Source organism: Microvirga subterranea, assembly GCF_003350535.1.
Lineage (GTDB): Bacteria > Pseudomonadota > Alphaproteobacteria > Rhizobiales > Beijerinckiaceae > Microvirga > Microvirga subterranea.
Window position 1 is genome coordinate 343,055 of record NZ_QQBB01000002.1, and the last position, 24,528, is coordinate 367,582.

Sequence of the window (24,528 nt, forward strand, 5' to 3'; positions counted from 1 at the left end):
ACGGGGCTTTCTCGTCGAGAGCCACCCTGATCAGGAACGATCTCATGAAGAAGTTCGTACTCGCCATCGCCATGATGGCAACGGCCGGCGGCGCACAGGCGCAGCCGCGTCCCTTCACGCCTGCGATGCCATGCGGGCAGGCCCGGCAGATCGTCTTTGCCAATGGAGCCGCCGTGCTCAGCACCGGCACCTACACCTACGACCGCTACGTCCGCGATCGCAGCTTCTGCGAGATCAACGAATATGTCGAACCCGCATGGGTCCCGACTCGCGACACGCCGCAATGTCCGATCGGGTATCGCTGCCGCAGCGGCAGGCCGTTTCCGTTCGACGATTGAGCGATTTCCGTTAGGAAAGAAGCTGTTGAAATTTTGTCACATTCGGTGGGAAAGTTTGTCGCCCTTCCCGTGAATGAACGCTTTTTGTGCAGTTCGGCGCTCGCTGCTCCAAACTTGGGCGTTGAGACGATTGTCTCCGAAATCGGCGCGGGTAATGTTGCATCTGCCGTTGGGGATCAGGCCCCACGAAAATGATTTCGGAGACACTCCATGAAGCTCGTCAAGAGCCTTCTGCTCGGATCTGCCGCGGGTCTCGCCGCTGTCGTGAGCGCCCAGGCTGCGGATCTTCCCGTCAAGAAGGCTGCGCCTGTCGAATACGTTCGCGTCTGCTCCACCTACGGTGCAGGTTTCTTCTACATCCCGGGCACGGAAACCTGCCTGCGCATCGGCGGACGCGCCCGCGCCGACTACCTGTACGGCGAACCCTTCGATCGCCGCCAGGATGCGATCGGCTTCCGCGCCCGTGGCCGCATCCAGCTCGACGCTCGTACGGCGACCGCTTACGGCCTGCTGCGCACGTTCGTCCGCTTCGAGATCACCCGCTCGTCCGGCGCCCCCTTCGGCGCGGTCAACGCCGCCGGCATCGGCACGATCAGCACGAGCCCGGATGTGGCGCAGGCGTTCGTGCAGTTCGGCGGTCTGACCGCCGGTCGCGTGACCTCGTTCTTCTCGAACGGCGACCTCCCGACCGACCACATGGGCACGCTGCGCTTCGACGACGCTCCCGACGTCAACCTGCTCGCCTACACCTTCTCGTTCGGCAACGGCTTCTCGGCCACCCTGTCTCTTGAGGACGGCCTTGATCGCCGCTCGAACGGCTTCCTGGTCGCCAGCACGACCGCGCTCCCGGTGACCTATGCTGGCCAGCGCGCGCCGGACGTGGTCGCCAACCTCAAGTATGACGGCACCTGGGGCACCGCCCAGCTCTCCGGCGCGGTTCACCAGGTTCGCTCCGACGACCTGGTGTTCCCCTTCGGCGCCGCCTTCCCGACCTACCCCGACACCGAATACGGCTTCGCGATCTCGGCACAGGTCGGCGTGAACCTGCCGATGATCGCCGAGGGCGATGCTGCCTGGATCGCGGCCACCTACACCAGCGGCGCGTTCAGCTACATCACTGGCGGCTCCACCGATACGCTCTCCGCGGGCGTGCTCAGCGGCATCCTGGCCGACGCCTACATCAACCCGGTCTCCGGCGATCTCGATCTCGGCAAGGGCTGGTCGGTGGCCGGCGGCTTCCGCCACTACTGGACCCCCGAGCTGCGCTGGAACATCTTCGGCTCCTATGCGCGCTTCGACTACTCGACCGGCGCTCTCGCCTCGGGACTTGCCGACTTCGACGAGACCCGCATCGGCACGAACCTGATCTGGCAGCCGGTCTCGGGTCTCGATATCGGCGCCGAGGTCATCTATGCCCGCCTCGATCCGCGCGGCCGCGTGACCCTGGCGGACGGCACATCGTTCGGCTCGGACAGCGCCTGGGAAGGCCGTCTGCGCGTGCAGCGCGACTTCTGATCCGGTTTCTCGGAAACGATGCAGAAACCCCGGTGGCGACACCGGGGTTTTTCTTTAGCGCCCTTCGCAGACAAGGGTACGCTAACCATGCGGTCGATTGCGCGGTGAACAACTCCCACAACGGATTGACGTCGGGCCGCGCCTTCCCACCATATGTAGGTGTCAGCAGTTCCCCGGATTCGCCTCCGGGGCTAAGAGGGAAATCGGTGCGCCTTCGGGCAAGGCCGATGCTGCCCCCGCAACTGTAAGCGGCGAGCCTTCGTCGAACACGCCACTGGTGATCCGTCACCGGGAAGGCCGACGAGAGCGGTGACCCGCGAGCCAGGAGACCTGCTTCTGACAGTCGATCACGTTCCTCGGGCGGGGTGCCCCGTTGGATCGCTCACCTGTCGTGGCGGGCGTTTTCCGCCGTTCCTTCAGGCCTGCGCGTTCCTCGGCCCAAGCCCCCAACGACATGGGGTTTGCCGAATGTCTCATCTCCACCATCAGGACTTCACGTCCGCTTCGTCGGCCCTGCCGACGACGAGCCTTCCCGCGCGTTCCGACGCAGAGCCCGGCTACGGGGTGATCCGCCGCAACGGCGCCGTGACGCCCTTCGATCCGTCGAAGATCGCGGTCGCGCTGACGAAGGCGTTCCTGGCCGTCGAAGGCAATACGGCGGCGGCATCGCGCCGGGTGCACGACATCGTCGAAGAACTCACGCGTCAGATCGCCGACGCGCTCGTGCGCCGCGCCGATCATGGGCGCGCCTTCCACATCGAGGAGATCCAGGACCAGGTGGAACTCGCCCTCATGCGCGGCGAGCACCACAAGGTCGCGCGCGCCTATGTGCTCTACCGGGACGAGCGCGCCCGTGCCCGCGCGGCGGAGGTGCAGGCTGCGGAACCGCAGAGGCCGAGCCTGAACCTGAGAACCGACGAAGGGCGGCTCGTGCCGCTCGATCTCGAGCGTCTCGCCCGAGTGGTGGAGGAGGCCTGCGAGGGGCTCGCCGACGTATCGGCCGAGCGCATCCTCGCCGAGACCCAGCGCAACCTTTATGACGGCATCTCGGCCGCGGAGTTGGCGCTGGCGCCGATCCTCGCCGCGCGCACGCTGATCGAGACCGAGCCGAACTACAGCCATGTGAGCGCGCGCCTGCTGCTCGACATGCTGCGTCGCGAGGCGCTGAGCTTCGTCCATGGCCGCACCGACGAGGCCCGGCAGAGCGAGATGGGCGAACGCTACGCCGATTACTTCACGGCCTTCATCCGCAAGGGCATCGAGGTCCAGCTGCTCGACCCGGAACTCGCGCGCTTCGACCTCGCGCGCCTCGGCGCGGCCCTCAAGCCCGAGCGCGACCTGAGCTTCCAGTTCCTCGGTCTCCAGACCCTCTACGACCGCTACTTCCTGCAGACGGACGGAATCCGCTTCGAGCTGCCGCAGGCCTTCTTCATGCGCGTCGCCATGGGGTTGGCACTGCGGGAGATCGACCGGGAGGCGAGGGCGATCGAGTTCTACGATCTCCTCTCGTGCTTCGATTTCATGTGCTCGACGCCGACCCTGTTCAATTCCGGCACCCTGCGCCCGCAGCTGTCCTCCTGCTTCCTCACGAGCGTGCCGGACGACCTCGACGGCATCTTCAAGTCGATCAAGGACAACGCGCTGCTCGCAAAGTACTCCGGCGGCCTGGGGAACGACTGGACCCGGGTGCGGGGCCTGGGCGCGCACATCAAGGGCACCAATGGCGAGTCTCAGGGCGTGGTGCCGTTCCTCAAGGTCGCGAACGACACCGCCATCGCGGTCAACCAGGGCGGCAAGCGCAAAGGCGCGGTCTGCGCCTACCTCGAGACCTGGCACATCGACATCGAGGAATTCCTCGATCTCAGGAAGAACACCGGCGATGACCGGCGCCGCACCCACGACATGAACACGGCGAACTGGGTGCCGGACCTCTTCATGCAGCGGGTCGAGGCGAATGCGGACTGGACCCTGTTTTCGCCCGACGAGGCGCCCGATCTGCACGACCTCTACGGCCCCGCCTTCGCGCAAGCTTACGAGGCCTATGAGGCGAAGGCGGACCGTGGGGAGATGAAGGTCTTCCGGCGCGTGCGTGCGGTCGATCTCTGGCGGCGCATGCTCACCATGCTGTTCGAGACCGGGCATCCCTGGATCACCTTCAAGGATCCATGCAACATCCGCTCGCCCCAGGGCCATGTGGGCGTGGTGCATTCGTCGAACCTGTGCACGGAGATCACCCTCAACACCTCCGACGACGAAGTCGCGGTGTGCAATCTCGGCTCCGTCAACCTCGCCAATCACCTGGGTGACAGCGGGCTCGATCTCGCGCGGCTCGAACGCACCGTTCGGAAAGCCGTGCGGATGCTCGACAACGTGATCGACATCAACTTCTACACCATCCCGGAAGCGCGCCGCTCCAATCTCCGCCACCGCCCGGTGGGCCTGGGCCTGATGGGGTTCCAGGATGCCCTGCAGGCCCTGCGCATTGCGGTGGCGTCCGACGACACTTTGCGCTTCGCCGATGCAAGCATGGAAGCGATCAGCTACTTCGCGATCTCGGCCTCGTCAGAGCTTGCGGCCGAGCGCGGGCGCTATCCCTCTTTCGACGGCTCCCTGTGGAGCCGGGGGATTCTCCCCATCGACTCGGTCGAGCTTCTCGCCGAGGCGCGCGGCGGCCTCGACCTCGACCGCTCCTCGACCCTGGACTGGAGCACCCTGCGGGAGCGCGTGCGCAGCGCCGGCATGCGCAACTCCAACGTCATGGCCATCGCCCCGACGGCGACGATCTCGAACATCTGCGGCGTCGCGCAGTCGATCGAGCCGGCCTACCGTAACCTCTATGTGAAGGCGAACATGTCGGGCGACTTCACCGTGGTGAACCCGGGGCTCGTGCGAGATCTGAAGGCGCGCGGGCTTTGGGACGAGGTGATGATCAGCGACCTGAAATATTTCGACGGCAGCCTCGGCAGCATCGACCGGGTTCCAGCGGATCTGAAGGCGCTCTACGCAACCGCCTTCGAGATCGACTCGTCGTGGCTGATCGAGGCGGCGGCGCGGCGCCAGAAATGGATCGACCAGGCGCAGTCGCTCAATCTCTACATCGCCAATCCCAGCGGCAGGGCGCTCGATACGCTCTACCGGCTCGCTTGGAAGCGGGGGCTCAAGACGACCTACTATCTGCGCTCCCTCGGCGCGACCCATGTGGAGAAATCGACCCTCAAGGGTACGGACGGAAAGCTCAACTCAGTGTCCGTCGCTCCCGTCGTGGCGGCACCGGAGCCGATCACGATCCCGGCCGCCCCGATGGCCTGCTCCATCGATGATCCCACCTGCGAAGCCTGCCAGTAAGCCGACGTACGAGGACAAGCACCATGCTCGATTGGTCTGAACCCACATCCGGCCGGACACCGCTGATCCCGATCGGCGGGAACTCCGCGCCCGCCGACGCCACCGGCCTCGGCACGATCGACCGCAGCGGCGGACGCGTCGGCGTCGACGACAAGGCGATGATCAACTGCCGCGCCGACGTGAACCAGCTCCTGCCGCTGAAGTACCGCTGGGCCTGGGAGAAGTATCTCGCCGGCTGCAACAATCACTGGATGCCGACCGAAGTCTCCATGCAGGCGGACATCGCGCTCTGGAAATCGAAGGACGGCCTCACGGAGGACGAGCGGCGTGCGGTGAAGCGCAATCTCGGCTTCTTCGCGGCGTCCGAGTCGCTGGTCGCCAACAACATCGTGCTGGCGATCTACCGGCACCTCACCAACCCGGAATGCCGGCAGTACCTGCTGCGTCAGGCCTTCGAGGAGGCGGTTCACACGCACACCTTTCAGTACATCGTGGAAAGCCTCGGTCTCGACGAGGGCGAACTGTTCAACATGTACCGGGAGGTTCCGTCGATCACCGACAAGGCCGCCTGGGCGCTGAACTACACCAAGAGCCTCGCCGATCCGGCCTTCCAGACCGGCACGCCGGAGGCGGACCGGACCTTCGTGCGCGATCTCATCGCGTTCTACGTGGTGTTCGAAGGGATGTGGTTCTACACCGGCTTCGCACAGATCCTGTCGCTGGGCCGGCGCAACAAGATGGTCGGCATCGCCGAGCAGTACCAGTACATCCTGCGCGATGAATCCATTCACCTGAACTTCGGCATCGACGTCATCAACCAGATCAAGGCGGAGAACCCGCATGTCTGGACAAGCGCGTTCCAAGAGGAGGTGCGCACCATGCTGCGCGAGGCGGCGGAACTCGAGGCCGCCTACGGACGGGACACGATGCCCCGCGGATTCCTGGGGCTGAATGCTGCGTCGTGCGAGCAGTACATGCACTTCATCGCCAACCGCCGCTGCGCGCAGCTCGGCCTCTCTTCCGTCTTCCCCGAGACCGAGAACCCGTTCCCGTGGATGTCCGAGGCCATGGACCTGAAGAAGGAGAAGAACTTCTTCGAGACCCGCGTCATCGAATACCAGAACGGTGGCGCGCTGAACTGGGAGTGATGCGCAGGCAAGGCAAGGCCCGGCTTGAGAGCCGGGCCTTCACCGATCATCGAATGCTCAAGCTCAGCACTCGGTGGTTTTCTTCGTCTTGGTGTCGCCGAACTCGTCGGTCTTCGTCTTGGTCTCGGTGCTGCATCCAACCGATCCGGTGGACTGGACCGTCGTCGAGGTCGACACGCTCGGCTCGGTCTTCTTCTCGATCGTGGTCTTGCTGCCGAGAATGCCGTCTTCCTTCTTGATGGTCGTGGTCGTGTCCTGCGCGAAGGCAGCCGTGCTGAAGGCCGTCGCGGCGAGAACCAATACCAGCTTCTTCATGGCGAATACTCCGTGGTTACGTTCCTAACTTCGAACGTCACCACAGCGGCCCCGGTTCCCGACAGCCTTCACATCGATGTCGTCGATCAAGCTTGGCGGGGCGAGGCCGCCTACTTCATGAGAGTCAGAACCGCCGATGCGATGTTCAGCATCGCGAGCATGCCGAGAAGGGTCGTGATGACCGGCAGGTGCGGCCGGTCGGGGCGGGTCCTGTCCTCGCGCAGGGCCTGATGATGCTCGGAACCGTTACGAAGGAAACTCATCGCTTTCGTCCTCCCAAAGAGGCCAACCGAGAGATTCACAGGAGAATGGACCCGTGGCGGGAAACGGGAGGTGCGTCTTCGCACCTTGCTGCCCGTATCGCGATCCGGGCGGAACTCGGCCATTCACGACCGGTTCAACGTGGCGGGCCGACCTTCGGGCATGAGACAATCGTGCAGTCGCCACATGGGAGACCATCTTCATGACCATCCAGCCGCGCCGCGCCGCCGTCCTGATCGCCGGAACCGCTCTCGTTGCCGCGGCCCTCGGGGGATGCACCGCGACCGCCGACATGGCCTACGGCGAGTACCAGTTCGGCCCGGGCTACGGAGCGGGGCAGGTATATGAGCGACGCGTCTATGCCGATACGGCTCAAGGGCTCGGCAGCGAGGAGTGCCGGACGGTCGTGCGGCGGCACGTGAACCGGTTCGGGGAGGTCGTGCGCCGCGAGCGCCAGGTCTGCGACGCGGCGCCGGAGGACGCGGAGGGATTCTGAAACAGGCCGTGTAAGGGGCGCCGCCGCCTTAGTGGCGCGTGGCCCCCTTGTCGATCTGGAGCAGTTGCCCCTCGATGGCCCGCATCCGCGTCATGAGCCGGTCGAGCTGCGCCAGATAGGCCTTCTCGTCCTGTTCCGCCTTCTCGATGAGATCCGCGGAACGGCTGTGATGAATGCGGTGCAGGGCGTCGGCCAATTGCCTGTCGAGGAGCGACAAACGCTCCTCCAGGCTCGAGAGCTCCTGACGAAGTTGCCGCTCCTTGATCACTGCTGAAAGGTCCGTGAAACGTGAGTGGGATTCAAGCTGGAGTATAACCGAAAGTTCCCGCATCTCCCAGATTCCGGGCGAAAATATCTGCAGCCAAGCTGAAACCGCACTGGAGGGTCACCGTTCTGTGATGGAACCTCCAAAGTAAAACGTGGGCCGGTTGAGGTCTCGCGCATTGGGACCTGACAGATGACCTATGACGATCAATCCGGCTCCAAGCCGGGCCAGAACACAGTCACGACCTTCCGAACCCCCGACGCTGCGATGATGGGGTTCGTCAGTGCGCGCCTGCGGGCGATGTACGACGACCTCTGCAGGGAGCCGATCCCGGCGCGCCTGCTGCAAGTCGTGGAAGGCTTTGATCGTACGGCAGATTCCCAGCGCAGAAGAGGAGACCTAGGGAATGGGACGGAAAATTGAGCCGGCTCGCGTGGCCCTGATCGTCGAGGATGACGTCGAGGTCCGCGAGCTCGCCGCGGCCCTCCTGGAGGAGACCGATCTCCAGGTGGTCGAAGCGGCCAGCGCCGAAGAGGCCATGGATTACCTGCGCCATCACGCGGAGGAGGTGGCCTTCCTCTTCTCGGACGTGCGTCTTCCCTGCCTGATGAACGGGGTCGACCTCGCCCGGACCGTGCGCCTGAAATGGCCGTGGGTCCGCACCGTGTTGACATCGGGCCAGCCGCTGGACGGCAAGTCCGACAGCGTTCCGCGCGACGTCCGCCTCATGCCGAAGCCCTGGCGTGCGCTCGAGGTTCTGATGGAGGCCGAACGGGCCGCCCAGACCAGCCATCGCCTGTCCTGATATCCAACGACGCTCCGAAATGGCGGCACGGGAAAGCCTCGGCTCTCCCGTGCCGCCATGCGGCCCGGCCTCATGCAGGGCGGTTGCCCTTGATGACGCTCGCAATCTTGTCCTCCGGCAGGGCGCGGGCGAACAGGTGGCCCTGCAGTTCCGTGCACCCGGACGTCGCGAGGAAGCGCCTTTGCTCCTCCGTCTCGACTCCTTCGGCCGTGACGGTGAGGCCGATGGTGTGACCGAGGGTCGTGATGGCCTTCACGATTGCGGCGGAGTCCCGGTCGACCCGGTGACCGAGATGCTGCACGAAGGATCGGTCGATCTTGATCTTGTCCACCTCGTAGCGGCTCAGGTAGCTCAGGCTCGAATGGCCGCTGCCGAAATCGTCGATCGCGATCCGGAAGCCCGCGTCGCGAAGGCGCTTGAGCGTGTCGCGGGTGAGGCTGTCGCCCAGCAGGACTCCCTCGGTCACCTCGAGTTCGATGCGGCACGGATCGGCGCCGCTCTCGCGAACGATCCGGATGATGCGCTCCGCGAGATTCGGCGTGCGGAACTGGGCCTGGGACAGGTTCACCGCCACGAAGAGATCGGGCCAGCGCAGGGAGATGGCGCAGGCCTGGCGCAGCACCATGTCGCCCAGTTGAAGGATCAGGCCGGTTTCCTCCGCGATGGGGAGGAACTGGTCCGGAGCGATGAGGCCCCGCGACGGATGCTGCCAGCGCACCAGCGCCTCGAGGCCGATGACCGGCTGGCCGGCGGCGGCCACCTGGGGCTGGTAATGCACCTTGAGTCCGGAGCCGGATGCGAGGGCCTCGCGAAGCTCCTCCTCGATGGTCGCGCGCCGCTTCACGCTCTCGTCCATGACGGGCTCGAAATAGCGATGGCAGTCGCGGCCCTGGTTTTTCGCGTGGTAGAGCGCGATGTCGGCCTTGCGTTGAAGCTCGATGGGGTCCGTCCCGGCGTCGGGCGCCAGTGCGACGCCGATGCTCACGCCCACATAGGCCTGCCCTCCCTGGAGATCGAAGGGCTTTCGCACCGCTTCGAGGATCCGGTTGCAGAGAGCCTCCACATCCCGCTGGCCGCGGATGCCGGGCTGGATGATCGCGAACTCGTCCCCGCCCAGACGGGCGATCGTGTCGCCGCTGCGGAGCAGGCCGGAGAGGCGCCGGCCGAGTTCCCGGATGAGGTTGTCGCCCGCATGGTGCCCAAGGGTGTCATTGACGTTCTTGAACCGGTCGAGGTCGAGCATCAACAGGGCAAGGCCTTCGCCGCGCTCCACCCCGCCGAGCGCGCGCTCGAAGCGGTTGTGGAACAGGGCGCGATTGGGCAGGCCGGTCAGCGTATCGTGGAACGCGAGGTGCTGCGCATGGGCTTCGCTGGCGCGCAGCTCTAAGACGGTCGCCTCCAGCTTCGCCATGGACGCGTGCAGTGAACGGACGAGCAGCGCCATCACGAGGATCATGAGGGCGCACACAAGCGCGGTGCTGGGCCCAATGACGCTGAAGATCTTCGTTCCCGGAAGTTCCGGCTTCCAGATGAAGTAGCCGATCGTCTCGCCGTCATCCGCCAGCAGCGGAACGGAGACCTCGCTTTCCGTCGGCGTATTGACCGCGGAGAAGCGCAGACCCTCGATCAGGCTGCGCTCCGACAGGCGTTTCAGAAACGTGTCGTCGAGGAAGCGGATGCTCACGAGGAGGGGTTCTGTGCCGGATTCCTGCACCACCGAGTTCGTTTCCACGACAATCTTCATCACGCTGACGGCGGCGGGGCGACCGAGCAGCTGGATCACGTGAGCGTCCCGTACTGCCTTTCCCGAAGTCAGATAGGGGCTGTCCGCCGTGCGCTCGGCATGTCCGTAGTGTCCCGACCTTGGGTCGCCGCGCAGTCCCAAGACGATGTTCTCAAGGCTGGAGCGGACGAGATCGTATTCGCCGACCGGAACGCGCTTGCCGTCGATGGTCGCGTCCATCGCCTCGTCCTGGGCATCCAGGATGTAGACTTGGTCCTGCCCGAAGGTCCGGTGCAGCCAGGGCCCGAGATTGCCGTCGAGCCATTCCAGATCGAGCGGACTTTCGCGGAGCTTCTCGACGGCGTCGTTCCAGACCGCGACCATCTCCTGCTGCTGCGCAAGCTCGTCCACGAGGGCGCGGATCGTGCGTTGCGTGGTGCGCAGCTGGCGCTCGACGGAAACCTCGTCGCTCTGCCTGACGGCCCAGAACAGGGAGAAGCCGGCAAGCGCGATCGCCGCCGTGGTCACAAGGGCAACAGGAAGCAGGATCCTGATTGAGAAACGACCGCCCAGGCGCTTGCCTGGAGACATCTGACGCAGCACTGGAGCCCCGGAAGGTTGCTGTTTTTTGGGTACTTATATGCGCCAAGCATTAAAAATATACTTTAATGCTTTGAGCTTGAATTTTCCTGTCGCGATCTTTCCGAGAACTTAGGCGCTACCTAGAGGAAGCAGGGCACGAGAACAAACGTTTCAGAGACGAACGAGCGGTTGTCCTTGGCGCGGATGGTGCCGTACGCCCCCGGTGCGCTGGAATGGAGGAACGAAGTCGTGATCTCGGCCGTTGGGCTCCCGTGGTGCAACAGTCAGGAGGGAAACACCATGAACAACATCATCTGGATCATCGGCGCCGTCGTCGTCGTCCTCGCCATTCTGTCCTTCCTCGGGTTGAGGTAAGCCGTCGAGTTGAGGCCGGCCCTTCGGTTCTCCCACGCCGGGAGCCCGACTGATCGGAAGAGGGCGGTTCAAGCTGCCTTCATCCGTTCTCCTTGCCGGGGTCCGGGGCCGGAGGCGTCGCGCAGGCGTTGATCCTGCGAAACCCCCGTCTCCTGCCCGGTCTGCCTTGTCATGGAAAATCTCCTTCGCATCCTGCCCGCCAGTCCCCCGTCGACTCTCGCGCGCTATGCCCTGACAACACTCATCGTTCTCGTCTTTTTCCTTATTCGTCTCGGCCTGCCGCTAGGCGGTGGCTACCCGTTCCTGGTGTTCTTCCCAGCCGTCTTTCTCTCGTCGATCCTGTTCGACCGTGGTTCCGGCTTTCTTGCCACGGGACTGACGACCATCCTGGCGATCTATTTCTTCATCGAGCCACGCTATCACCTCGTCCCGCCGGTCAATCAGTATCCGCCGCTCGTCCTGTACGTGCTGATCTCCTGCGGAATCGCCGTACTGAGCGAGGCGCTTCGGCGGGCCCTGGAGCGGGCCCAGATGGCCGAGCGGGAGAAGGACCTCCTGTTTCAGGAGCTGGCGCACCGGACGAAGAACAACCTCCAGATCATCGCTTCGGTCCTGGCCCTCCAGGCGCGCAGCGTCGAGGATCCGGAGATGCGCAGGATCTTCGACGCGGCCGTGACCCGCGTGCGTGTCATTGCCAATGCCCATTCCCAGCTCCAGTCCATCGGCGACCGCTCCATGGTCGACATGCGCGCCTATCTGACCGATCTCTGCCGTGACCTCGGAGACAGCCTGAGGGACGTCCGGCCGGTTGCCGTCCGGGTCGAAGCCGATGCCATCGAGCTCAGCACCGAGAAGGCCGTGCCGATCGGTCTGATCGTCAACGAGCTTGTGACCAATGCTTTCAAATATGCCTTCAAAGACGACCAGGAGGGGGCCGTCACGGTGACGTTCCGGCGGATGGAGCCAGACCGAGTCGATCTGGTGGTAGAGGACAACGGCATCGGCTGCCCGACCTTCGTTAGGGAGGGGCTTGGCAGCCGTCTCGTCAGGCTTCTTGTGCAGCAGGTGGGCGGAAGCATCACGCGAGCCCCTGGCTCACCCGGTTGCCGCGTGGTCGCGAGCCTTGCCGTGTAAAGGGAGACAGAATTCACGGTCGATTAGACTATGTTACAACAGGTCGAATTAGGAACGATTCCGCCGCTTTGTCGTCTCCCCTGAAAGACAGGGGAGCGACATGATGCAGGATCCGGCCGAGCTCGTTGCCCGGGCATTCTATGCAGCCGAACACACGGATGAATGGGAGAAGGCGCCCGCCTCCGTGAAACAGGAGTATCGGCAACTCGCCCGTGAGGCCATCGCGGCCCTAAACGATCAGAATGCCGACATCCGATCCATCCTGAGATCGTCGGTCGAGCTGCCGAAGCGTCCTCACGTCAGTTGAGATGTCGGGACTTCTGCAAAAAGAAAGCCCGCTTCGACGGCGGGCTCAAGGGACCTAGGTCTCGAGTTTACGGACCAAGCACAAGGGGAAATGCGGGGGACGCATTTGGAGGTCCGTGTCTTTAAAGTGGTCCGCGCCCATGGCTTTACCAAGGTGGCCGGAGATCAAGAATTCGTGTTTTGACGATGGGAGGCCCGAAATGGGGTGCGACATAATGGCCAAACGTCGCGGCGGCCGTTATGCAGGAGGCGGTTGGCGATGGAAGGCTTCTTCCGCAGGCCAGCCGGCCTCTTGATCCCGAAGAAACCACGGCCGGTCTCGACTGTTGATCTAGGGCCGGGACAGGCGGCGGAAACTGCTTCGCGGACCCCGGTCGGGGTCGAACCCGTTCCGATCCCGCAGACCAGTTCAGGGGTGAAATGATGCCGCGGTACTTCTTCAACGTCCATCTCGGCAAGGATGTGCTGGGCGATCCGGAAGGGCGCGAGCTGCGTGACGCCGATCAGGCCTGGGAGGCCGCCAGAGCCATGGCGCAGAGCCTCCTTGGCACCGAGTTCCCGCAGCCGATCAACTGGGCTGCGTGTCATATCGAGGTGAAGGACGAGACCGGCGGGATCGTCTTGGAGTTCCCGATCCTTGAAGCGCTTCAGGTCACCCGCGACGCCGATTGATCCCTGATCTATCCTTTCGGTTGAAGCCTTATAACTCTCGGTTGATCATCCACATGAACCTTGGTCGGAAGGTCGGTCGCATGGCAGCGTGTCGGCACGGCTGCGCGAGCGGCCGTCGCCCGTCCCGTCTTCGGGGAGGATCGCCATGCCGGACAGTGCGAGGAGAGCGGAGACGCGGTCGGTCGGTGCTGTACGGCGGCAGACCCTCGGAGAACGAATTCCCGGCCTGTGGGTCTTCGTCGGGCTCCTGATGGTGCTGCTGGCGATCGCCATCCATCCCGCGCTCCTCCGTGCGTTCGAAACCCCGGAGCCTCAGGCGCAGATGGTCGCCATGGACGTGGGGCCCGACACGACAACTTCGCTTCATCAGGTGGAGCAGGACCTGCTGGCGAGGCTGCGCGCCAGAGCGGACGCCCAGATCCGTCCCGCCGCACGGCCTCAGCCGGAGGACCCCCGCGGCGCTGGTTCCGACAGGCCGCAGGCCGCACCGGAGAAGTCGCGTTAAACTATGGTTGGTGTTCGTCGGCTAGGCTTTCCGTGACGTGGCGGCCTGGAGGAGAGACGGGCATGTGCGGACGGATCGTGCAGTATCGCAGCCCTGAGGATTATGCGGCCGCACTGCGCCTCTCCGAACCGGATCCCGGCCTTTCTCTTCGTCCGGCGACCTTCAACGGCGCGCCCGGACAGGACTTCCTGATCGTCCGCCAGGAGGGGGAGGGGAATGAGCCGGTCCTCTGCATATCTCAATGGGGATTCGCGCCGGACATCGCGGGAGATCGCAAGATGTCGGCAAGGCTTGCGACCGCCCATGCCGAGACCGTCGTGACGGAGGGGTCGTTCTGCGCGGCCTACCGCTACCGGCGGTGCCTCGTCCCCGTGGACAGCTTCTACGAATGGAAAAAGCTCGGGCCCATGGGCAAGCAGCCGCATGCGGTCGGCATGGAGGATGGCCGGCCCTTCACGCTCGCCGGCCTCTGGGAAAACTGGAGGGGTCCGGAAGGAGCCTGGCTCCGCACTTTTGCGATTGTCACCATCACGAGCAACAAGCTCCTGGCCGGCATCAACGACAGGATGCCCCTCATCATCGACCCGCAGGACCGCGCGCGCTGGCTCAGCGACGAGGGCCATCCGGGCGATCTCCTGCGCCAGCACCCGTCCGAGGGCATGGCCCGGTGGCTCGTATCGCCGGAGGTGAACAGCCTCAGGAACAACGGACCGTCGCTGCTGGCGCCGATGGCTGCCGCGGGATGAGCTTAGAGAGGCAAAAAGGGCGGATAGGCGCGCTGCCGGCGGCTGCGGACGATCTCAGCTTCCCTTCTGCTTGACGATAACCGGGACGATCATATCGCCCCAGAAGCCTTCCTCGGAATGAAACCGCTTCACCCGCTGCAACTCGACGGACAGCCCGTGATACACGCAGTTCATCACGGCTTCGTTCACACGGTGCAATTCGTTCGCCAGGATGCGGATGGCCGATTCCTGCTCGGGCGACATCGAGGTGGTGATCTCCTCGATCCTGTTCTTCATCTGCGGCTTGTCTGACGTGGTCATCGCTGCATCCCTCACGTTGTCGGCGATCGCGCAGTCCGGTCACAATGATACGGCCACGGGCGGGCGACCCCCATTCACCCTTTCGGCGGATCGGCCGTGAGCTTCGGCAACTCCTTGGTCATCCAGGCCACCATCTCGTCCCTCGTCGTCAGATGGCCGGGCATCGGGATGAAGGATCCGCCCGAGTCGTAGATTTCAATGCGATCCCGCGCGCCCATGATGGGATCAATCGCCGTGCGCTTCGGCCGCCGGCGAACCGGGGGCGGCCGGTGGCGGACCCACATCAGCTGGAGCCCTATGAATCCCGCCAGTCCCGCGAAGGACAGGAGAACCACCAGTTCGATGGACGACGCCACGGCTCATCCCTCCGGTCGAATGTGCTGTTGATCAGGGGAATTCAGGAATGGGGCTTCATTGGGGACGATGACGCACCCGAACGACCGAAAAGGTGCAGCGCATCGGCTGGCCCGACGCTCGAAAGCCTTACGGCCAAGGTTTAGTTAAGGTTAAGACTTTCGCGCCTAGGCTCGGAGCTCCACATCGAAAGGAGCCTGATCATGCGTCCCCTGAAACACTCGCTCGTCGCGCTGGTGTCCGCCGCCGTCCTGGGCCCCTTCTTCGTCGTGTCGGCCTATGCGGCGACCGTCATCGCCTCCGCGCTTATGCTTCCGTGACCCGATACGAATCCCGAATCGTCCTGTGATCCGGGCGTGGAGAATATCCACGCCCTTTTTCCTGGCTCACGGGAGCTGGCGGTCGTCGTAGCCCAAGTCCTGTCCTGCCAGGAGTGCTCACCTGGACGGCGGGGCGCTCCGACCGAAGTGATGAACGACGCCCCCCAGCAACATTCAGATGAAGTTCAATCCGCGTATCCCACCATCACGTCCATTGCAGGAACCGCGTAGAGAACGAGCGTGTTGCATTCTACACGTTCCTCTCATTGGAGGAGATCATGGTGTCTGCTCGTATCTTGAAGACCGGTCTGGCCGCTGCGGCGCTTTCCGGAGCTCTTGCCGTCTGGACGGCTCCCGTGCAGGCGGGCGCCGGCACCGGAACTTGGCGCAACGGGATGGTGGAGGGGCCCTACGGGCCCGGCTACTACACGCCCGACGGCCGCTATTATGGGAATGGCCGCCAGCAGCGGCGCAGGACCTATACCCGCGAATACTATCGTCCTCAGCGTGACTATGGATCCTATTACGAGTACCGCGACCCGTATGCCCGCCCGAGCGGATATCGCTGGCGGGGCGGCGGCTACGGCTATCGTCAGGGGCCCGACTGGGATGATGGCGGCTGGTAGGGCCGAGCCTTCAGGGGTAGGTCTGTCGAGAATAATGGTGCGGACGGCGGGGATCGAACCCGCACGGGCAAAGCCCGAGAGATTTTAAGTCTCTTGCGTCTACCAGTTTCGCCACGTCCGCGTGGCAAAGACGGTTATCGGGACGGCGCGCCGGACGCAAGCCCGGGCGCTGTGGATCAAGCCGGCGGGCGATAGCCGTAGAGCCACCCATAGCGTTCCGTCATGCCCTCTGGGCCGAGCCGGCCCATGACGATGTTGCGGCCGAAGCCGATCAGGCCGCCCGCGTGGTAGACGCGCCCGTTCTGCCGCGCCGCGCCCTGCACGCGCTTCACCCGCGACAGGCGTTCGGCCTCATACCGGGAGAGGGCCTGCGGGATGGCCGGTGCGTCGTGTCCCAACAGGGATGCGAGAGTGGCCGCGTCCTCGATTGCGAGCGCCGCCCCTTGGGCCAGGAACGGCAGGACCGGGTGCGCTGCGTCGCCGAGGAGCGCGATGCGGCCCCTGGCCATCGCTCCCGCCGGATGGTCGAACAGCGACCAGCGCAGCCATTGCGACGGAGCCGCGAGAAGCTGGCGCAGGGCCGGGGCCGCAGCCGCATAGCGGGCCGTCAGCACAGCGCCGTCGCCCGGATCGGCCCAGCCGTCGACCGGCTCGCGGCTCTCCTCGATCGCCACGATATTGATGAGGCGGCCGCCGGCGATGGGATAATGAACCACATGGCCACGCGGGCCGAGCCACAATCCGGTTTCGTCGCCGGTGAGCGGGGCGGGGGCGAGCGAGCGGTCGATGGTCGTGCGCCAGGCCACATGACCCCGGTAGGCGGGTGCCGCGGCCCCGCCGAGAAAGCGCCGCGTCTTGGACCAGACGCCGTCCGCCCCGACAAGCAGATCGAAGGAAGCCTCCTCGCGGGCGCCCTTGGACGTCACGATGCTTACCGTCACCCCGCCGGAGCCTTCGGTCACCTCGTCCACCATGCGGCCCATGACGAGGCGGATGGAGGGCATGGACCGGACCGCGTCGAGCAGGATCGTCTGCAGGTCGGCCCGGTGGACCACCCAGTAGGGCGCGCCGAAGCGCTCGCGCATGAAAGGCCCAAGGGCGATCTGCCCGATCTCTCGGCTGGAGCGGACGTCACGTATGACCACCCGCCGAGGCTCCGTCACGACCCGGCGCAGGGCGGCGCCAAGGCCGAGATCGGTCAGGATCCGGCTGGCATTGGGGGAAAGCTGAAGCCCGGCACCAACTTCGCTGAAGCCGGGGCGGCGCTCGACGAGGGTGACCGCATGGCCCTGGCGGGCCAGGGCGAGAGCCGCCGTCAGGCCGCCGATTCCGGCCCCGACGACCGCGATGGAAAGCCCGGACACCTCAGCGCGAGGCGGGATCAGTCGCGAAATCCGGCTCCCACACGCACTCGGCCGGGCGCGCCTCGTCCGCCTTCAGGGACGGGTCGTACTTGAACAGGGTCGAGCAATAGGAGCAGACCGTCTCACTGTCGTAGCCCATGTCGATGAAGATGTGCGGATGATCGAGCGGCGGCAGCGCGCCGATGCACATGAACTCCTTCGAGCCCACATGAATCACCGGAACGCCCGGCTGGTTGTGGAAATGGGGAGTGCCCTTGTCGGCCATCGTGTCGCTCGCGAGCTATGGAAAATTTGCGCGCACCATAATGTCCGATCGCCCACGCGCCTAGAGCAAAATCCGCCTCCCTTGCAGTGACTGCATGTGGGCGTGGCGATTGCATCCCGGGGGCAGCCTGCCTTAGGGTGCCGACCATCCGACACCCCGATCCCTTCAGCGCCCGGTCCCATGCGGTTCTTCAACTCCAACGGCGTCAGCATCGCCTATATCGACGTCACGCCCGACGAGGGCCACGGCGAGCCGATCCTCCTCATCCACGGCTTCGCGTCGAACCATTCGGTTAATTGGGTCAACACCCTCTGGGTGAAGTCGCTCCTGCGGGCAGGCTACCGTGTCGTCGCCTTCGACAACCGGGGCCACGGCCAGAGCGAGAAGCTCTACCGGCCGGAGGACTACGATTCCTACGTCATGGCCGAGGACGCCACGCGTCTCCTCGACCATCTCGAAATCGAGCAGGCCGACGTGATGGGCTATTCCATGGGCGCCCGGATCAGCGCCCACATGGCGCTTCGGGCGCCCGAGCGGATGCGGTCCCTTCTTATGGGCGGGCTCGGCATCCATCTCATCGAAGGGGTCGGCCTGCCGCTCGGCATCGCGGACGCCATGGAGGCGCCGTCGCTCGACGGGCTGACCGATCCGATGCAGCGCATGTTCCGCGCCTTCGCCGAGCAGACGAAGAGCGACCTCAGGGCCCTCGCGGCCTGCATCCGCGGGTCGCGCCAGGTGCTGACCGCCGAGGAGGTATCCTCGATCACGCTGCCGACCCTGATCTCCGTCGGAACGAACGACGACGTGTCGGGATCCGGCCAGGAACTCGCCAAGCTCATGCCCAACGCCACTCCGCTCGACATCCCGGGCCGCGACCACAATCTCGCGGTCGGCGACCGGGTCCACAAGCAGGGCGTGCTGGACTTCCTGTCCCGTCGGCCGTGACCGGCAAAAAGGGGAGCATCCGCAACCCCTTGGCGTGCGTCCCTCATGCCAGGGCCGTCGTCCGCAGTGAATTTCCATCCTCTGAATCCAACGATTCAGGCACAGGATCCAAGTGCCTGATATCGTTGTTGACCTTTCCCTCGTTCGGTAGGAGATCGGCATGACCCGGCTCGACAGCGCCATCCGTCGGCTCACCGCCCAGCGCGACCTGCTCGACTGGGCAAGCCGGGAGATCGCCCCCACGGGGCTCGTGCTCGAGGTCGGCCTCGGCAACGGCCGGACCTACGACCACCTGCGCGACCGGCTTCCGGGACGGGACATCTACGTGTTCGAGCGGTCTCCGGCCGCCCATCCGGACTGCATCCCGCCCGCCGACAGGCTGATCGTCGGCGACGTGTTCGAGACCGTTCCGTCCTTCATCGAGCGCGTCGGACCGGGATCGGCCGCCCTGATCCATGTGGACATCGGGACCGGGGACGAGGCCCTGAACAGGGCCTTGGCCCAGCGCCTCTCGCCTCTTCTCGAGACGCTGCTCCAGCCGGGCGGGCTCCTCCTGGGCGACCGCGCCTTCGACCTGCCGGGCGCCACCGACATTTCAGCCCGGACCGGCGTGGCCGAGGGGCGCTACTACGCCTACCGTCGGAACGGCTGAGCCTCAGCGCCCGGTGAAGACGGGCGAGCGCTTCCCCAGGAAGGCCTGGCGGCCCTCGACCGCGTCGGCGCTGTCGAAGCACAAATCCGCAGCCGCGACCGGATCGACACCGGGATGGCCGAGGCCCATGGAGTGGTCGATTGCCGCCTTGGCGGCCCGGATCGTCAGAGGCGCATTCCGGGCGATCTCCCCCGCCAGGGTCAGGACCGCGTCCTCCAGCTCCGTCGTGGGCACGACCCGCTGCACGACGCCGAGCCGGCTGGCCTCCTGCGCCCCGAGCCGGCGGGCGGTGAAGAACAGGTCCTTTGCGGCGGGTGCGCCGACGGCGGCCGTGATGATCTTCATGGCGCCGGGCGGATAGCCCACGCCCAGCCGGGCGGCCGGGATGCCGAAGACCGCATCCTCCGCGGCGATCCGCAGGTCGCAGGAGAGGGCGAGGCCGAACCCGCCGCCGAGGCAGAAGCCGCGGATCATGGCGAGAACCGGCTTCGAGCACCGGGCCACGGCCCAGAAGGCCGCTTCGTTCTCGGCCTCGTAGAGGCGCCCGCCCTCGGCGTTCGCCCGCAGGGTTTCGAACTCGCTGATGTCGGCGCCGGACGTGAAGGCGTTCTCGCCGGAGCCCCGGATCACGACCACGCGGACGCGCTCGTCCTCGTCGAGCGCCGTCATGATGGGCGGCAGGGCCTTCCACATCCCCAGGTCGAAGGCGTTGCGCTTCGACGGGTTGTCGATGGCCACGGTCGCGACCGCATCATCCAGGGAAATTGCAAGCTTGGGCGTGGGAGACGAAAAAAAGACACTCATCGGATGCTTGATCTAGGGTAAGGGGCGGGGACTTCCTATCTCATCCTCTTGTTCGCCTCGAGCCGCCAGGGAGATCATCATGGCACAACCCCACATGAAGCCTGCAGCACCGGAGACCGTTGCGGGAACCGTGGACCCGCTGTGGGAACGGTTGCGGGACGAGGCCGAAGCCATCGTGCATAAGGAGCCCGCCCTCGCAAGCTTCATCCTCGGCGCCGTCGTGCAGCAGCCGAGCCTCGAGGCCGCGGTGATCCATCGGGTGGCATGCCGTCTCGGCCATCCGGCCCTCCCGAGCGACATCATCGAGCAGACCTTCCAGGAGGCCGTCGAACGCGACTTGAGCCTGGGAGCGGCCTTCCGGGCCGACATCAACGCCGTGCTCGATCGCGACCCGGCGACGAACCGGGTCGTCGAGCCGGTGCTGTACTTCAAGGGCTTCCACGCCATCCAGACCCACCGGCTCGCCCACTGGCTGTGGCGTCATAACCGTCAGGATTTCGCGCTCTATCTCCAGAGCCGCTCCTCCGAGGTGTTCCAGACCGACATCCACCCGGCGGCCCGAATCGGGCGCGGCATCTTCCTCGACCACGCCACCGGGCTCGTTGTCGGCTCGACCGCCGTGATCGAGGACAACGTGTCCATGCTCCAGAACGTGACGCTCGGCGGCACCGGCAAGGAGCGGGGCGATCGTCATCCCAAAATCCGGCACGGCGTGCTGATCGGGGCCGGCGCCAAGATCCTCGGCAACATCGAGGTCGGCCACTGCGCACGCATCGCCGCCGGCTCGGTGGTGCTCAAGCCCGTGCCGCACAATGCGACGGTTGCAGGCGTTCCGGCCAAGGTCGTCGGCAGCGCCGGCTGCGCCGAGCCGTTCCGCTCCATGGACCATTTCCTCAGCGAGGGGATCTGACGCCCTCCTTCCGGGGGATCGAACTCCGCTTGCCCGCGTTGCCCGGGCGTGGCAATTGCAGCATCCGAGACAATGAAGAAAGGGTGAGTAGTGGATAAGACGGAGATGGCGAAAGTCGAGCGGTACCTGCGCCAGACTTTTGCAAACCACTCGATCCGCGTGGTCGGTCGTCCCAAGAAGACCGATTCGGCGGAGGTTTATATCGGCGAGGAATTCGTGGGCGTCCTGTTCGTGGACGACGAGGACGGAGACCGCTCCTTCAATTTCACCATGGCGATCCTCGACACGGATCTCGAAGACTGACCGGTTTTCATAAGCGGCAGAATCCCCCGGGTTCTGCCGCTTTTTACTTCAGGACCCGTCGATTCCCCAGCCTCCGGATGCGCGATGCCGATCTACAGCCTCGATGACGTTTCCCCAGACCTACCCGAACCGGGCGGTTTCTGGATCGCACCCGACGCCCATGTGATCGGGAAGGTTCGGCTCGGACGGGATGTCGGGATCTGGTTCGGCGCCGTGCTGCGCGGAGACAACGAGCTCATCGATATCGGCGCGGCCACCAACATCCAGGAAGGGGCCATGCTCCACACGGACGAGGGCGCACCCCTGAGCGTCGGGGCCGGCTGCACCGTCGGCCACCATGCCATCCTTCACGGCTGCACGATCGGCGAGAACTCCCTCATCGGCATGGGAGCCACGGTGCTCAACCACGCCCGGATCGGCCGGAACTCCCTCGTGGGCGCCCATGCGCTCGTCACGGAGGGCAAGGAGTTCCCCGACAATTCGCTAATTGTGGGTGCGCCCGCCAAGGCGATCAGGGTCCTCGACGGGGCCGCCGTCGAGCGCCTGCGCTGGTCCGCCCGGCACTACGTCGACAACTGGAAGCGCTACGCGAAGGGGTTGCAGCGCATCGATTGACGCCGCCCGCGGACCGGGTGCGACAGAGCGCCCGAGGGCCGGAATGGCCCCGTCCAAAAGGTTGAAAGCGACCAGCCCCAACCCTAGACCAAGAGAGCCGGGAAACCGACCCGGCGATTGAACGGAAGCAGACCATGCCAGCCAACAGTCGACGGACCATGCCGTCAGAGGCTCGCGCAGCAGGCTGATCGCTCAGCTCTCCTGCGGCCGGGCCTGTGACGGCTGGTCGTATGGAGAGTGTAATGAAGAAGTTCATCACGAACCGGTTCGAAATCCTGTCCGAGTGGATCTCCAACAACCTCGGCAGCCCCTACGCCTTCATGATCGCGTGCATGCTTGTCGTCCTGTGGGCGGTGTCGGGACCGCTGTTCAGGTTCTCCGATACGTGGCAGCTGGTGATCAATACCGGCACCACGATCTGCACCTTCCTGATGGTGTTCCTGCTGCAGAACACCGGCAACCGCACCATCGAGGAAATGCACGAGCGCCTGCGGCGGCTGGAGCTTATGAACCGCGACCTGCTGCTCGAAATCCGCGATCTGCGCACCGGGCGGCATAATTTCGAGGACGCGGCCTGAGTCAGGGCCCGGATCGCGGGTCTCTTCACGGGGCAGGGCGCTCGATGAGGGCAAAATGAAAATGGCCGGGACGAACCCGGCCATTACGAAATTCCCCAACGAACGCTTAGCGATTCGCGGTGGTGGTCGGCGAGCTGGTGATGCCGCCGAGGGAAACCCAGCCGATCGCGTTCTCGCTCTCACGCTTCACGTAGGCGTAGCCCGTGCGGTGCCACGGGAGGACGGACGAGGTCTTGTTGTCGAGCACGTAGTCGCCCTGGTTGGTGCGAATCATCAGCACGGCGTGACCTTCGCCGAGCTCGTCGATGACGACGGTCATGCGCATGGCACGGCGGGGAAGGCCGCTCTCGACGAGGATGCGGCGCTTGAGGAGCTGGTAGTCCTCGCAGTCGCCCTTGCCGTCGTCGGGAAAGCCCCACACGTCGACGACGCCCCAGTGATCGGCGTCGGTGACGGCCTTGACGCTGGAATTCACGCGCTGGTTCACCGACACGATGGTCTTCCAGGTCTGCGGCGTGAGCTGAACGGTCTCCGGCTCCGAGGTGTCGACAGCGCACTCGGCCGGATAGGTGTCGCAGAACTTCACCCAGCCCAGGAGAGGCTTGGCCGCGCCCATATTGGCGATCGGGTTGCTGGCGCTCGGCAGCGACGCAAGGGTCTGAGCCTGCGCAGCCGCACCGAAAAACATCAATGAAAGGCTCAAAAATGCCGTTTTGACGAACTTGGCAGCGAGCGAAGCCTTTTCGTTGTGACCCCTGAACCCGCCGTTCTTGAAATTATCCTGCCGCATGCCCCACCAGCCGGTTAATCTTGTTTTAACCAAGCTGACACGGTTGGATTTCAGGCTCAAGCAGAAAGTAAAGGGTGGGTTAACGCGTCGCGCCCCGGACTGGTTCCATTAAGGTTAACAAAAATTTTACCAAGCGCTGGTCAGAGGCCTGTTCTTTAATCCGACCGAGGGGAAGCCCTTCAAAGGGCCGCATTGCGCCGCACGATTCCTTACGCGGGAGAATCGGCGCCCGGCTTTCGTCCTTCGAAAAGGTGGCCGATTGTGGCCCGTCACGCAAACAATTCGTAAAAAGTCGTCCATGCCCCTGTCCTCAGAACGTCCGGCGCGCGAGCCGATATTCAATCTGCCGGCTGCCGTGACGCTGAGCATCGTGATCCTCGTGGGCATCCATGCCCTGCGCCAGCTCCTCTCAGAGGAATTCGACTTCAAGCTCATCATCGATTGGGCCGTCATCCCGGCCCGCTGGGCCGTCGCGTTCGGGGGCGTCCAGCCGGACGAGATCGTCAGCGGGCTCCAGGGAGCAGCCAACCCTCAGGAGGGAGTCTCTCCGCTCGCGGCCCTGGCGCAGTATGTCCTGGCGGACCAGGAGGCCTATCCCTGGACGGCCCTGACCTACGCGTTCCTGCACGGGTCCTGGGCCCACGTGCTCATCAACTGCGTCTGGCTCGCGGCCTTCGGGACGCCCCTCGTCCGGCGCTTCGGAATGGGGCGCTTCTTCGGTCTCGCGCTGGCCTCGGCCGTGGGCGGGGCGGTCTTCTACGCCCTGATGAACCCTCTCCAGGTCCTGCCGATGATCGGCGCCTCGGCGGCCGTCTCCGGCATGATGGCGGCCGCGTCCTGGTTCATGTTCGCGCCGGCGGACTGGCTGCCCGAGGGACGGCTGACCCAGCCTCATGAGCGGCTGCGCGAGGGGCTTGCCGACATGGCCCGGAACCGGCAGGTCCTGATCTTCCTCGGCGTGTGGTTCGCGGCGAACTACGTCTTCGCCTTCGTCCAGCCGATCGGGGTGACGGATGCCAGCATCGCCTGGGAGGCTCATATCGGCGGTTTCCTGGTCGGACTCGTGCTTTTTCCGTTCATCGACCCGCTTCCGCGCCGTCCGAGCCGCATCCCGGCTTGAAACCCGGCCTGATTCGCCGGATCATCGGCCGACTGACGCAGGGTCACTCCC

31 protein-coding genes, 1 tRNA gene and 1 riboswitch are annotated in these 24,528 nt (G+C 65.0%); of the genes, 21 read left to right on the forward strand and 11 right to left on the reverse strand.

The annotated features are described in order from the left end of the window. Positions 1-44: 44 nt before the first annotated feature. The 4 genes from DES45_RS06310 to DES45_RS06325 all read left to right on the forward strand — a co-directional run bounded on the left by DES45_RS06310 (position 45) and on the right by DES45_RS06325 (position 6,346). Entirely contained in the window at positions 45-338 is a 294-nt protein-coding gene (locus DES45_RS06310; protein ID WP_114769137.1) for a hypothetical protein, read from the forward strand. Between the two features lie 210 nt (positions 339-548). Continuing rightward, on the forward strand, positions 549-1,853 hold the full coding sequence (locus tag DES45_RS06315; RefSeq protein WP_114769138.1) for a porin: 1,305 nt from the start codon (positions 549-551) through the stop codon (positions 1,851-1,853). A gap of 149 nt (positions 1,854-2,002) precedes the next feature. After that, a riboswitch (cobalamin riboswitch) is annotated at positions 2,003-2,205 on the forward strand. Between the two features lie 116 nt (positions 2,206-2,321). Next, entirely contained in the window at positions 2,322-5,198 is a 2,877-nt protein-coding gene (locus DES45_RS06320; protein WP_114769139.1) for a ribonucleoside-diphosphate reductase subunit alpha, read from the forward strand. Between the two features lie 23 nt (positions 5,199-5,221). Then, positions 5,222-6,346: a ribonucleotide-diphosphate reductase subunit beta gene (locus DES45_RS06325; RefSeq protein WP_114769140.1), complete on the forward strand. Its 1,125-nt coding sequence runs from the start codon at positions 5,222-5,224 to the stop codon at positions 6,344-6,346. Between the two features lie 63 nt (positions 6,347-6,409). Here DES45_RS06325 and DES45_RS06330 read toward each other — a convergent pair whose 3' ends face one another. Beyond that, positions 6,410-6,661: a hypothetical protein gene (locus DES45_RS06330; RefSeq protein WP_114769141.1), complete on the reverse strand. Its 252-nt coding sequence runs from the start codon at positions 6,659-6,661 to the stop codon at positions 6,410-6,412. A 110-nt stretch (positions 6,662-6,771) separates the two neighbouring features. Beyond that, the gene (locus DES45_RS25035; protein ID WP_170151412.1) at positions 6,772-6,924 is read right to left on the reverse strand and encodes a hypothetical protein; all 153 of its coding nucleotides are present in this window, start codon (positions 6,922-6,924) and stop codon (positions 6,772-6,774) included. A gap of 200 nt (positions 6,925-7,124) precedes the next feature. On the opposite strand from DES45_RS25035, the gene DES45_RS06335 reads away from it, so the two are divergent. Next, complete coding sequence (locus DES45_RS06335; RefSeq protein WP_114769142.1) at positions 7,125-7,418, forward strand: hypothetical protein; 294 nt, start codon at positions 7,125-7,127, stop codon at positions 7,416-7,418. A gap of 28 nt (positions 7,419-7,446) precedes the next feature. Here the strand turns inward: DES45_RS06335 and DES45_RS06340 are convergent, their stop codons facing one another. Next, complete coding sequence (locus DES45_RS06340) at positions 7,447-7,686, reverse strand: hypothetical protein (RefSeq protein WP_147282355.1); 240 nt, start codon at positions 7,684-7,686, stop codon at positions 7,447-7,449. Between the two features lie 189 nt (positions 7,687-7,875). Here DES45_RS06340 and DES45_RS06345 point away from each other — a divergent pair, with 189 nt between their 5' ends. Both DES45_RS06345 and DES45_RS06350 read left to right on the forward strand, forming a co-directional pair. Beyond that, complete coding sequence (locus tag DES45_RS06345) at positions 7,876-8,106, forward strand: NepR family anti-sigma factor (RefSeq protein ID WP_114769144.1); 231 nt, start codon at positions 7,876-7,878, stop codon at positions 8,104-8,106. Further along, positions 8,090-8,488: a response regulator gene (locus DES45_RS06350; protein ID WP_114769145.1), complete on the forward strand. Its 399-nt coding sequence runs from the start codon at positions 8,090-8,092 to the stop codon at positions 8,486-8,488. The genes DES45_RS06345 and DES45_RS06350 overlap by 17 nt, the downstream gene beginning before the upstream one ends. A gap of 70 nt (positions 8,489-8,558) precedes the next feature. Here DES45_RS06350 and DES45_RS06355 read toward each other — a convergent pair whose 3' ends face one another. Next, positions 8,559-10,739, reverse strand: a complete 2,181-nt coding sequence (locus DES45_RS06355) for a putative bifunctional diguanylate cyclase/phosphodiesterase (RefSeq protein WP_170151413.1) — start codon at positions 10,737-10,739, stop codon at positions 8,559-8,561. A gap of 303 nt (positions 10,740-11,042) precedes the next feature. Here DES45_RS06355 and DES45_RS26005 point away from each other — a divergent pair, with 303 nt between their 5' ends. The 6 genes from DES45_RS26005 (at position 11,043) to DES45_RS06380 (ending at position 14,531) form a co-directional block, all read left to right on the forward strand. Further along, positions 11,043-11,168 (forward strand): hypothetical protein, encoded by a 126-nt coding sequence (locus tag DES45_RS26005; protein ID WP_281024065.1) that lies wholly within the window; start codon positions 11,043-11,045, stop codon positions 11,166-11,168. Positions 11,169-11,339: 171 nt separating this feature from the next. Further along, positions 11,340-12,302 (forward strand): sensor histidine kinase, encoded by a 963-nt coding sequence (locus DES45_RS06360; RefSeq protein WP_114769147.1) that lies wholly within the window; start codon positions 11,340-11,342, stop codon positions 12,300-12,302. Positions 12,303-12,402: 100 nt separating this feature from the next. Beyond that, entirely contained in the window at positions 12,403-12,609 is a 207-nt protein-coding gene (locus DES45_RS06365) for a hypothetical protein (RefSeq protein ID WP_114769148.1), read from the forward strand. A 419-nt stretch (positions 12,610-13,028) separates the two neighbouring features. Next, positions 13,029-13,280, forward strand: a complete 252-nt coding sequence (locus DES45_RS06370; protein WP_425374265.1) for a DUF6894 family protein — start codon at positions 13,029-13,031, stop codon at positions 13,278-13,280. A gap of 145 nt (positions 13,281-13,425) precedes the next feature. Continuing rightward, entirely contained in the window at positions 13,426-13,785 is a 360-nt protein-coding gene (locus DES45_RS06375) for a hypothetical protein (protein WP_114769149.1), read from the forward strand. Positions 13,786-13,847: 62 nt separating this feature from the next. Next, a complete protein-coding gene (locus DES45_RS06380) occupies positions 13,848-14,531 on the forward strand; it encodes an SOS response-associated peptidase (protein ID WP_114769150.1) in 684 nt (227 codons plus the stop codon). A gap of 54 nt (positions 14,532-14,585) precedes the next feature. Here DES45_RS06380 and DES45_RS06385 read toward each other — a convergent pair whose 3' ends face one another. Both DES45_RS06385 and DES45_RS06390 read right to left on the reverse strand, forming a co-directional pair. Continuing rightward, complete coding sequence (locus DES45_RS06385) at positions 14,586-14,831, reverse strand: SMc00767 family acetate metabolism repressor (protein ID WP_114769151.1); 246 nt, start codon at positions 14,829-14,831, stop codon at positions 14,586-14,588. A 74-nt stretch (positions 14,832-14,905) separates the two neighbouring features. Continuing rightward, positions 14,906-15,187 carry a hypothetical protein gene (locus tag DES45_RS06390; protein ID WP_114769152.1) on the reverse strand — a complete coding sequence of 94 codons (282 nt, stop codon included), beginning with the start codon at positions 15,185-15,187 and terminating at the stop codon, positions 14,906-14,908. Between the two features lie 596 nt (positions 15,188-15,783). Between DES45_RS06390 and DES45_RS06395 the strand changes: the two genes are divergently transcribed. After that, on the forward strand, positions 15,784-16,131 hold the full coding sequence (locus DES45_RS06395; RefSeq protein WP_114769153.1) for a hypothetical protein: 348 nt from the start codon (positions 15,784-15,786) through the stop codon (positions 16,129-16,131). A gap of 35 nt (positions 16,132-16,166) precedes the next feature. Here the strand turns inward: DES45_RS06395 and DES45_RS06400 are convergent. From DES45_RS06400 to DES45_RS06410, 3 genes are all read right to left on the reverse strand, one after another. Then, positions 16,167-16,252 (reverse strand) — tRNA-Leu (locus DES45_RS06400). A gap of 55 nt (positions 16,253-16,307) precedes the next feature. Continuing rightward, the gene (locus DES45_RS06405) at positions 16,308-17,495 is read right to left on the reverse strand and encodes an FAD-dependent oxidoreductase (RefSeq protein ID WP_114769154.1); all 1,188 of its coding nucleotides are present in this window, start codon (positions 17,493-17,495) and stop codon (positions 16,308-16,310) included. 1 nt (position 17,496) lies between these two features. Beyond that, the gene (locus DES45_RS06410) at positions 17,497-17,760 is read right to left on the reverse strand and encodes a zinc-finger domain-containing protein (RefSeq protein WP_114769155.1); all 264 of its coding nucleotides are present in this window, start codon (positions 17,758-17,760) and stop codon (positions 17,497-17,499) included. A 180-nt stretch (positions 17,761-17,940) separates the two neighbouring features. Here DES45_RS06410 and DES45_RS06415 point away from each other — a divergent pair, with 180 nt between their 5' ends. Both DES45_RS06415 and DES45_RS06420 read left to right on the forward strand, forming a co-directional pair. Further along, entirely contained in the window at positions 17,941-18,705 is a 765-nt protein-coding gene (locus DES45_RS06415) for an alpha/beta fold hydrolase (protein ID WP_114769156.1), read from the forward strand. A gap of 160 nt (positions 18,706-18,865) precedes the next feature. Next, positions 18,866-19,357 (forward strand): class I SAM-dependent methyltransferase, encoded by a 492-nt coding sequence (locus DES45_RS06420; RefSeq protein WP_114769157.1) that lies wholly within the window; start codon positions 18,866-18,868, stop codon positions 19,355-19,357. A 3-nt stretch (positions 19,358-19,360) separates the two neighbouring features. On the opposite strand, the gene DES45_RS06425 is transcribed toward DES45_RS06420, so the two are convergent. Further along, positions 19,361-20,161 carry an enoyl-CoA hydratase gene (locus tag DES45_RS06425; protein ID WP_114769158.1) on the reverse strand — a complete coding sequence of 267 codons (801 nt, stop codon included), beginning with the start codon at positions 20,159-20,161 and terminating at the stop codon, positions 19,361-19,363. A gap of 79 nt (positions 20,162-20,240) precedes the next feature. Here DES45_RS06425 and cysE point away from each other — a divergent pair, with 79 nt between their 5' ends. From cysE to DES45_RS06445, 4 genes are all read left to right on the forward strand, one after another. Then, on the forward strand, positions 20,241-21,071 hold the full coding sequence (gene cysE, locus DES45_RS06430) for a serine O-acetyltransferase (protein WP_114769159.1): 831 nt from the start codon (positions 20,241-20,243) through the stop codon (positions 21,069-21,071). 90 nt (positions 21,072-21,161) lie between these two features. Continuing rightward, positions 21,162-21,374, forward strand: coding sequence for a DUF3126 family protein (locus DES45_RS06435; RefSeq protein ID WP_027315475.1), 213 nt, complete (start codon positions 21,162-21,164; stop codon positions 21,372-21,374). A gap of 84 nt (positions 21,375-21,458) precedes the next feature. After that, entirely contained in the window at positions 21,459-21,989 is a 531-nt protein-coding gene (locus DES45_RS06440) for a gamma carbonic anhydrase family protein (RefSeq protein ID WP_114769160.1), read from the forward strand. 242 nt (positions 21,990-22,231) lie between these two features. Then, positions 22,232-22,567, forward strand: coding sequence for a low affinity iron permease family protein (locus DES45_RS06445; protein WP_114769161.1), 336 nt, complete (start codon positions 22,232-22,234; stop codon positions 22,565-22,567). Between the two features lie 106 nt (positions 22,568-22,673). Here the strand turns inward: DES45_RS06445 and DES45_RS06450 are convergent, their stop codons facing one another. Beyond that, complete coding sequence (locus tag DES45_RS06450; protein WP_245571589.1) at positions 22,674-23,255, reverse strand: transglutaminase-like cysteine peptidase; 582 nt, start codon at positions 23,253-23,255, stop codon at positions 22,674-22,676. A gap of 400 nt (positions 23,256-23,655) precedes the next feature. Here DES45_RS06450 and DES45_RS06455 point away from each other — a divergent pair, with 400 nt between their 5' ends. Beyond that, positions 23,656-24,477 (forward strand): rhomboid family intramembrane serine protease, encoded by an 822-nt coding sequence (locus DES45_RS06455; protein WP_114769163.1) that lies wholly within the window; start codon positions 23,656-23,658, stop codon positions 24,475-24,477. Positions 24,478-24,528 lie beyond the last annotated feature (51 nt).